This window comes from Pedobacter psychrotolerans (assembly GCF_004340665.1).
Classification (GTDB): Bacteria; Bacteroidota; Bacteroidia; order Sphingobacteriales; family Sphingobacteriaceae; genus Pedobacter; species Pedobacter psychrotolerans.
In genome coordinates this window covers 1-5,692 of record NZ_SLWO01000015.1, presented here as the reverse complement: position 1 = coordinate 5,692, position 5,692 = coordinate 1, and the positions used below count along the sequence as shown (strand labels likewise).

Below are 5,692 nucleotides of genomic sequence, written 5' to 3'. Positions count from 1 at the left end.
CGAACGAAAAACAAGCTAAGACGAATACGACTTAAGCGAACTGAAGTTTGAAGATATATAAAGACGGGCCGCGAGGCAACAACAGTCGATAAGTTCTTAAAAGAGATGTCAATGTAGCGAAAGCGGGTTTAATGAAGTACTGATTGAAGTACATGATTAAGTAGCTTTATTTTAAAGGTGATGTCTAACAGACAAAACAAAAGAAGACTATTTTTAACAATAGTTAAAACTGGTCAGCATCAAAACAACATTTTACAATGGAGAGTTTGATCCTGGCTCAGGATGAACGCTAGCGGCAGGCCTAATACATGCAAGTCGAGGGGTAGAGTTAGCTTGCTAACTTGAGACCGGCGCACGGGTGCGTAACGCGTATGCAACCTACCTTTATCTGGGGGATAGCCCGGAGAAATCCGGATTAATACCGCATAAAATCACAGAATGGCATTATTCAATGATCAAACATTAATGGGATAGAGATGGGCATGCGTGTCATTAGCTAGTTGGCGGGGTAACGGCCCACCAAGGCGACGATGACTAGGGGATCTGAGAGGATGACCCCCCACACTGGTACTGAGACACGGACCAGACTCCTACGGGAGGCAGCAGTAAGGAATATTGGTCAATGGAGGCAACTCTGAACCAGCCATGCCGCGTGCAGGAAGACTGCCCTATGGGTTGTAAACTGCTTTTATCCGGGAATAAACCACGATACGTGTATCGTGCTGAATGTACCGGAAGAATAAGGATCGGCTAACTCCGTGCCAGCAGCCGCGGTAATACGGAGGATCCAAGCGTTATCCGGATTTATTGGGTTTAAAGGGTGCGTAGGCGGCCTGTTAAGTCAGGGGTGAAAGACGGTAGCTCAACTATCGCAGTGCCCTTGATACTGATGGGCTTGAATGAACTAGAGGTAGGCGGAATGAGACAAGTAGCGGTGAAATGCATAGATATGTCTCAGAACACCGATTGCGAAGGCAGCTTACTATGGTTTAATTGACGCTGAGGCACGAAAGCGTGGGGATCAAACAGGATTAGATACCCTGGTAGTCCACGCCCTAAACGATGAACACTCGCTGTTGGCGATACACAGTCAGCGGCTAAGCGAAAGCGTTAAGTGTTCCACCTGGGGAGTACGGTCGCAAGATTGAAACTCAAAGGAATTGACGGGGGCCCGCACAAGCGGAGGAGCATGTGGTTTAATTCGATGATACGCGAGGAACCTTACCCGGGCTTGAAAGTTAGTGAATCATTTAGAGATAAATGAGTGAGCAATCACACGAAACTAGGTGCTGCATGGCTGTCGTCAGCTCGTGCCGTGAGGTGTTGGGTTAAGTCCCGCAACGAGCGCAACCCCTATGTTTAGTTGCCAGCACGTTAAGGTGGGGACTCTAAACAGACTGCCTGTGCAAACAGAGAGGAAGGAGGGGACGACGTCAAGTCATCATGGCCCTTACGTCCGGGGCTACACACGTGCTACAATGGATGGTACAGAGGGCAGCTACATAGCAATATGATGCGAATCTCACAAAGCCATTCACAGTTCGGATTGGGGTCTGCAACTCGACCCCATGAAGTTGGATTCGCTAGTAATCGCGTATCAGCAATGACGCGGTGAATACGTTCCCGGGCCTTGTACACACCGCCCGTCAAGCCATGGAAGTTGGGGGTACCTAAAGTATGTAACCGCAAGGAGCGTCCTAGGGTAAAACCGATAACTGGGGCTAAGTCGTAACAAGGTAGCCGTACCGGAAGGTGCGGCTGGAATACCTCCTTTCTGGAGTAGCGTCACCTACTCGCTTCGCAACATGATATTTCTATACTAAGGTAGAGGGTTAAAGCATAAAGACTAAAGCTGAAAGGCAAACATCTTGATACTTTAGACTATACTACTTTAAAAAAAAATAAAAAAAAAAGAAAACACCCAGAGGAAACGGTGGGCATACTATAAAGGTATAGCGCAACGGAACAATAAGATGGGGAAAGCCAAAGGAAAGCAGTAGCGGTAAGATACTATATACTGCATACGGACGCTAACCTTAAATCAAGAAGTCCCGTAGCTCAGCCTGGTTAGAGCACTACACTGATAATGTAGGGGTCTCCAGTTCAAATCTGGACGGGACTACTATTGAGTTTGGAGGTTGAGAGAAAAAGTTTAGAGTTAATATACTCCAAACTAAAAACGACCAACTCATAACTAATCTGGGGGATTAGCTCAGCTGGCTAGAGCGCCTGCCTTGCACGCAGGAGGTCAACGGTTCGACTCCGTTATTCTCCACCATTGAGCTGAAAAGCTTAAAGACCAAAGCAGAAAGCTTTTAAAAAACGGAATAATAAAAGAAAGCGTTACCTGGATTGGTACACTACATTGACATAAAGATTTAAGATAAGAAACGCCATGGGGCACATGTATGGAGCAGAGACTGCGAAATAGGTGAAACGGTTCGAGACCGGAGTTTTTAACTAACGAAGCTGAAACGGAGCTTAGGCAGGGGATGATGAAACCCTCTACCTTTATACCTTCGACCTTCAGCCTCAGTAAAGTTCTTTGACATATTGGAAGAAGTTAAAAAAGAAGAGCAAACAACAATAGGCGACTGTTGTGTTTGTGCTCACCAAGCAGAGTAGCAATACAAAGTAAGGTATGAGACATCATAACAAGAGCAAAAAAAGCATACCATATGGCGCAAAAGGCATATGAGTAGAAGAAAGTAATAAAGAGTACACGGGGGATGCCTTGGCTCTCAGAGGCGATGAAGGACGTGATAAGCTGCGATAAGCTTCGGGTATTTGCAAATAGGAATAGATCCGAAGATTTCCGAATGGGGCAACCCGGCTGGTTGAAGACCAGTCACATATAATGAGCAAACCTGCCGAACTGAAACATCTAAGTAAGCAGAGGAAGAGAAAATAACAATGATTTCCTAAGTAGTGGCGAGCGAAAGGGAAAGAGCCCAAACCATTAATGTTACGGCATTAGTGGGGTTGTAGGACTACGATATGGCATTAGCAAACAGAAGTGGAATGGGATGGGAAGCCCAGCGATACACGGTGATAGCCCGGTACACGTATAGAATGCTAGCTTAGTAGTATCCTGAGTACCGCGAGGTCGGAGACGCCTTGTGGGAATCTGCCGGCACCATCCGGTAAGGCTAAATACTCCTGAGAGACCGATAGTGAACCAGTACCGTGAGGGAAAGGTGAAAAGAACCCCGAACAGGGGAGTGAAATAGAACCTGAAACCGTGTACTTACAAGCGGTCGGAGCGTCCAGGTGGCGTGACGGCGTGCCTTTTGCATAATGAGCCTACGAGTTACTCTTCTCTGGCAAGGTTAAGTGCTTCAGGCACGGATCCGAAGCGAAAGCGAGTCTGAATAGGGCGTATAGTCAGAGGAGGTAGACGCGAAACCTTGTGATCTACCCATGGACAGGTTGAAGGTGCGGTAACACGTACTGGAGGACCGAACCGATAAACGTTGAAAAGTTTCCGGATGATCTGTGGGTAGGGGTGAAAGGCTAATCAAACTGGGAAATAGCTCGTACTCCCCGAAATGTTTTTAGGAACAGCGTGGATATTAAGTTTAATAGAGGTAGAGCTACTGATTGGGTGCGGGGGAGTCAAATCCTACCAAATCCAGACAAACTCCGAATGCTATTAAATATGATCTGCAGTGAGGCGCGGGGTGCTAAGGTCACGCGCCGAGAGGGAAAGAACCCAGACCATCAGCTAAGGTCCCCAAGTTACAGTTAAGTTGAACTAACGAGGTCCGATTGCACAGACAGCTAGGATGTTGGCTTGGAAGCAGCCATTCATTTAAAGAGTGCGTAACAGCTCACTAGTCGAGCGATCGGGCATGGATAATAAACGGGCATTAAATTGTACACCGAAGCTATGGGATTGAAATATATCGGTAGGGGAGCATTCTATATGCAGCGAAGGTATCTGGTAATGGGTGCTGGAGCGTATAGAAAAGCAAATGTAGGCATAAGTAACGATAAGGCGGGAGAGAAACCCGCCCACCGAAAGGATAAGGTTTCCTGATCAACGCTAATCGGATCAGGGTTAGTCGGGACCTAAGGAGAACCCGAAGGGGAAATTCGATGGACAACTGGTTAATATTCCAGTACTTTTTATAACTGCGATGTGGGGACGGAGTAGTGACACTGCCGCGATCTGACGGAATAGATCGTTAAAGACAGTAGGTATTAGAACGGTAGGCAAATCCGCCGATCTAGCTGAAAGTCGATAGTACCGCGAGGCTTCGGCTGAGTGGATAGCGCAGGTAATCAGACTTCCAAGAAAAACCGCTAAGCTTCAGGTTATAAAAACCCGTACCGCAAACCGACACAGGTATCCGGGAAGAGGATTCTAAGGTGCTCGAGTGAATCATGGCTAAGGAACTCGGCAAAATGGCCCTGTAACTTCGGGAGAAGGGGCGCTGGCAGCAATGTCAGCCGCAGTGAAAAGGCCCAGGCGACTGTTTAACAAAAACACATGGCTTTGCAAAATCGAAAGATGAAGTATAAGGCCTGACACCTGCCCGGTGCTGGAAGGTTAAGAGGGGATGTCATCTGTAAGGAGAAGCATTGAATCGAAGCCCCAGTAAACGGCGGCCGTAACTATAACGGTCCTAAGGTAGCGAAATTCCTTGTCGGGTAAGTTCCGACCTGCACGAATGGTGTAACGATCTGGGCGCTGTCTCAGCCATGAGCTCGGTGAAATTGTGGTCCCGGTGAAGACGCCGGGTACCCGCAACGGGACGGAAAGACCCCATGCACCTTCACTACAATTTAACATTGACATTGGATACAGGATGTGTAGGATAGGTGGGAGGCTTTGAAGCGGCGTCGCTAGGCGTCGTGGAGCCAACGTTGAAATACCACCCTTTCTGTATTCGGTGTCTAATCCCGCTAAGCGGGAGACATTGTTTGATGGGTAGTTTGACTGGGGTGGTCGCCTCCAAAAAGGTAACGGAGGCTTTCAAAGGTAAGCTCAGTACGCTTGGTAACCGTACGCGGAGTGCAATAGCATAAGCTTGCTTGACTGTGAGACATACAGGTCGATCAGGGTCGAAAGACGGATATAGTGATCCGGTGGTTCTGCATGGAAGGGCCATCGCTCAAAGGATAAAAGGTACGCTGGGGATAACAGGCTGATCTCCCCCAAGAGCTCATATCGACGGGGAGGTTTGGCACCTCGATGTCGGCTCGTCACATCCTGGGGCTGGAGAAGGTCCCAAGGGTTCGGCTGTTCGCCGATTAAAGTGGCACGCGAGCTGGGTTCAGAACGTCGCGAGACAGTTCGGTCCCTATCTGTTGTGGGCGTAGGAATTTTGAGTGGGGCTGACCTTAGTACGAGAGGACCGGGTTGGACTAGCCTCTAGTGAATCTGTTGTTCCGCCAGGGGCATTGCAGAGTAGCTACGCTGGGAATAGATAAGCGCTGAAAGCATCTAAGTGCGAAACTAGCCACGAGATGAGAATTCCATATAGGACCGTAGCAGACTACTACGTTGATAGGCTACAGATGTAAAGCTGGCGACAGCACAGTCGAGTAGTACTAATCATCCGAAGCTTTCAAAGCAAACAGAACTGTTGTTTGTTCTTCAAAACTTAACTTCTTTCAATAATATGTCATTTAAGCGGAAAGCTAAAAGACTAAAGACTAAAGCGAAATAGAGTAGCTTTAAGCTTTG

At 47.8% G+C, this 5,692-nt stretch carries 2 tRNA genes and 2 rRNA genes; all 4 read left to right on the top strand.

Annotated elements, in window-relative coordinates:
• Positions 1-254 precede the first annotated feature (254 nt).
• Positions 255-1,774 (top strand): 16S ribosomal RNA (locus tag EV200_RS21580).
• Positions 1,775-2,047: 273 nt separating this feature from the next.
• Positions 2,048-2,122 (top strand) — tRNA-Ile (locus tag EV200_RS21575).
• A 79-nt stretch (positions 2,123-2,201) separates the two neighbouring features.
• Positions 2,202-2,278, top strand: a tRNA-Ala gene (locus tag EV200_RS21570).
• Between the two features lie 424 nt (positions 2,279-2,702).
• A 23S ribosomal RNA gene (locus EV200_RS21565) occupies positions 2,703-5,579 on the top strand.
• Together the 16S and 23S rRNA genes with 2 tRNA genes alongside form the textbook arrangement of a ribosomal RNA operon.
• Positions 5,580-5,692 lie beyond the last annotated feature (113 nt).